Source organism: Mesorhizobium sp. M7D.F.Ca.US.004.03.1.1 (genome assembly GCF_003998635.1).
Taxonomy (GTDB): domain Bacteria; phylum Pseudomonadota; class Alphaproteobacteria; order Rhizobiales; family Rhizobiaceae; genus Mesorhizobium; species Mesorhizobium loti.
Genome location: NZ_RZQG01000714.1, coordinates 1 through 3,161 on the forward strand (window position 1 = coordinate 1; position 3,161 = coordinate 3,161).

The 3,161-nt window shown below is 63.7% G+C and carries 3 protein-coding genes and 2 pseudogenes; 3 read left to right on the top strand and 2 right to left on the bottom strand.

Annotation, left to right across the window (positions count from 1 at the left end; translation table 11 throughout):
• Nucleotides 1-202, top strand: a pseudogene (locus tag EN935_RS28495) (TetR/AcrR family transcriptional regulator); the annotation flags it as partial.
• Nucleotides 203-206: 4 nt separating this feature from the next.
• On the top strand, nt 207-824 hold the full coding sequence (locus tag EN935_RS28500; RefSeq protein ID WP_127373859.1) for an MOSC domain-containing protein: 618 nt from the start codon (nt 207-209) through the stop codon (nt 822-824).
• 66 nt (nt 825-890) lie between these two features.
• On the opposite strand, the gene EN935_RS28505 is transcribed toward EN935_RS28500, so the two are convergent.
• Together EN935_RS28505 and EN935_RS28510 are read right to left on the bottom strand one after the other, a co-directional pair.
• A complete protein-coding gene (locus EN935_RS28505) occupies nt 891-1,730 on the bottom strand; it encodes an SDR family oxidoreductase (RefSeq protein WP_109668310.1) in 840 nt (279 codons plus the stop codon).
• Nucleotides 1,731-1,861: 131 nt separating this feature from the next.
• The gene (locus EN935_RS28510) at nt 1,862-2,818 is read right to left on the bottom strand and encodes a D-amino acid aminotransferase (protein WP_109668309.1); all 957 of its coding nucleotides are present in this window, start codon (nt 2,816-2,818) and stop codon (nt 1,862-1,864) included.
• Nucleotides 2,819-2,974: 156 nt separating this feature from the next.
• Between EN935_RS28510 and EN935_RS28515 the strand changes: the two are divergent.
• Nucleotides 2,975-3,161, top strand: a pseudogene (locus tag EN935_RS28515) (hypothetical protein); the annotation flags it as partial.

A 3,161-nucleotide genomic window follows, 5' to 3' on the forward strand; every position in this document is an offset into this window, starting at 1 on the left:
GGCCAGGGGCAGGGCGGTGGGCGACCTGCCGGCGGGCCTCTCGGTCGAGGGGTTTGCCAAATACCTGGCTGGCGTCATGAACGGCATGTCGATCCAGGCGCGAGACGGTGCTTCGGTCGAAGAGTTGCGCGTTTTGGCCCAAACCGCTCTTGCGGCCTTGCCAGCCGAAGGGCAAAACCAAGCGGCATCATCCAAGGAATGAAGCCATGCTGGATCTCTTCCCCGAGGCTGAAAAGCCGGTTGAAATCATCCCCGCACGAAAGCTTGCCGCCAAGGCGGCAGCGCTTTACGTGGCGCCAGCGGATCATTTTCAGACGCGCCCTGTGGACGAATTGCGGCTGGGTTTCGACGGCATATCTGGCGATTTCCATGCCGGACCGACACGGCGCTCCGGCGGGCGCGAGCCCTGGTATCCGCGCGGCACCGAAATGCGCAACGAGCGGCAATTGTCTGTTGTGGCGGCGGACGAGCTGGCGGTTGTAGCCGAACGCATGGGCCTGGCCGAGATCAAGCCGGAATGGATCGGCGCCAATCTTTTGATCGAAGGGGTGCCGAACCTCTCTATGCTGCCTGCCGGCACGCTGCTGTTCTTCAAGGGCGGCGTTGCCATCAAGGTCGACGCACAGAACGGACCATGCCGCATCGCCGGCCGGTCGATCGCCGAGAATGCCGGAATGGCCGACGTCGAGGCCGGTGCGCTGCTGTTCCCGAAGGTCGCGAAACGGCTGCGTGGCGTCGTCGCCTGGGTCGAAAAACCAGGAACCATCAAGGCCGGTGAGGAGATGTCCGTGCGCGTGCCTGAGCAGTGGATTTATGAGGCATAGCTGTGCGGCAACCAGAGGGCAGGGGCTACGCCGCCTTATGAGGCGGCGTAGCAAAGCCGCCAAGCGTTAGCTCTTGCGGTTTTTCTTCGCGCCTTGCGCCATGATGGAAACGTGATCCCATTTGTCCCAGGTGGCGAGCCGGTTGGCGTATTCCTGGCGTATCATCGGCAGGCCGCCGTCGCCGAAGAACACCCGGAGCGGTGGCTCGGCAGCATCGACAATGGCCAGCATCGCCGGCCCGGTGGCCTCGGGATCGCCGGCGACCGAATTGGCGCGGCGCTCGGCCATCTTGGCGCGGGCAGGCGCATAGGCCTCGATAGGCTGGGAGACCTTTGCCGACGGGCCGGCCCAGTCGGTGGAGAAGCCACCCGGCTCGACCAGCGTCACATGGATGCCGAATTCCGCGACTTCGATGCTGAGCGACTGGCTGAAAGCCTCCAGCGCCCATTTCGAGGCGTGGTAGAGGCCGAGCGAGGCAAAGGCATTGACGCCGCCGATCGACGAGATCTGGATGATGTGGCCGGACCGCTGCGCCCGCATGATCGGCAGCGCGGCCTGGGTGACCCACAGGGCGCCGAAGACATTGGTTTCGATCTGGTCGCGGGCTTCCTGTTCGCTGACCTCCTCGATGGCGCCGAAATGGCCGTAGCCGGCATTGTTGATGACGACGTCGAGCCGGCCAAAGCGCTTGTGCGCCTCGGCGACAGCGGCATCGACGGCTTTCTTGTCGGTGACGTCGAGCTTTATCGCGGCGACGTTGTCGCCATATTTCTCGACGAGATCGGCGAGCGTGCCGGCGTCGCGGGCGGTCGCGGCAACGCGGTCGCCACGCGCGAGCGCCGCCTCGACCCAGACGCGGCCAAAACCCTTCGACGATCCGGTGATGAACCAAACCTGGTTTGTCATGATGTGGAATCCTTGCCCCTGCGGGCGCAATTTTCTGGTGAAAGCGGAGGCTTCTCCGCTTTCGGCATATACGGCCTATCCCGTGATTTTCCAGAGGCGGGGGGATTCTTTTTGAACAAGAGGCCCCTTGATCAGGGGTAATTCACCTGAGACGACCATGCCGGGTCGTCGTGCTTTTGCCAGTAGAGTGCCATCAGCCGGCTAGTGATCGCGCCGACCTTGCCGTGCGCAATCCGGACGCCGTCGATCTCCGTCACCGGCATGATGCCGCCCGCGGTCGAGGTGATGAAAACCTCGTCTGCCTCGCGCAATGCGGCGACGCTAACATCGGTGGCGGTGGCGGCAAGACCTTCTTCGGCGCACAGGTCGAAGACCGTGCGGCGGGTGATGCCGGGCAGCACGCCAATGGAAGGCGTCGACAGTTTTCCATCCCTGACGCAGAAGACGTTGAAGCCCGGGCCTTCGGCGACGTTGCCATTGAAGTCGAGAATCACTGCGGTCTCGGCGCCGCGGTCATAGGCATCGTAGAGGCCGCGCACCAGATCGAGCCAGTGGTAGTTCTTGATCGCCGGGTCGATCGAGGCCGGCGGAATACGCACCTTGTCGCTGATGGCGACACGCAGGCCGCGCTGCAACTGCTCGGCATTGGCGACCGAGCCGAACGGCACGGCGAACGCCATGAAGCGGTTGACTGCCTGGCGCGGGTCGCGGCTGAAGGTCGGCGAGGTGCCGCGCGTGCACAGCATCTCGACATAGGCGGCGCGATGACCCGACAGCGCCACGCAATTGTGCAGGATTTCGGTCACGCCTTCGCGATCGAAGGGAATGGTCATGCGCAGCTTTTCCAGCCCGCCGAAGAAGCGGTCGAGATGCAAATCGAGGCGGAAGAAACGGCCATTCCAGACATGCACGGTGTCGTAAGTGGCGTCGGAATGCAGAAAACCCCAGTCCAGCACCGAGATCTTGGCTTGCGACATCGGCAGGTACTGGCCGTCGAGGAAAGCGACGCCCTCGGGATAGGAATGCGGGTCGACGTGGCGGTCGCCAACCACGGGCAGTTGCTTCTCGTCCCGTGTCATCTGGCTCATCGGGGCCTCCTGTCGCGCAAGGCGAGGTCAGTAGGCTACCGGCGGTGCGCAGAAGGCATAGAGCCACCCGCCCGGCGCTGTTCGGCCTCGATGACGATCTCGCTGATACATTGGATCGGAATTGCCTTACATTGCGCGCTCTGAACGGAGGGGAAGATGGGCAGGCTTGGGGCCGTCATAGCAGCCATGACGATGTTCGGCGCTGCGGGCGAAGCCAGCGCCCAGTGCGCGCGCGAAGGCGAGGAATTGTGCCAGAGCAGCCAGACCTATCGCTGCGAGAAAACCGGCAACGAATTGACGCCGATCTTCCAGAACCTGCCTTGCGCGGTGAATGTGCCGTCGC

Coding starts and splice junctions, on each gene's coding strand:
- EN935_RS28505 (WP_109668310.1), bottom strand. CDS start 1,730: ATGACAAACCAGGTTTGGTTCATCACCGGATCGTCGAAGGGTTTTGGC.
- EN935_RS28500 (WP_127373859.1), top strand. CDS start 207: ATGCTGGATCTCTTCCCCGAGGCTGAAAAGCCGGTTGAAATCATCCCC.
- EN935_RS28510 (WP_109668309.1), bottom strand. CDS start 2,818: ATGAGCCAGATGACACGGGACGAGAAGCAACTGCCCGTGGTTGGCGAC.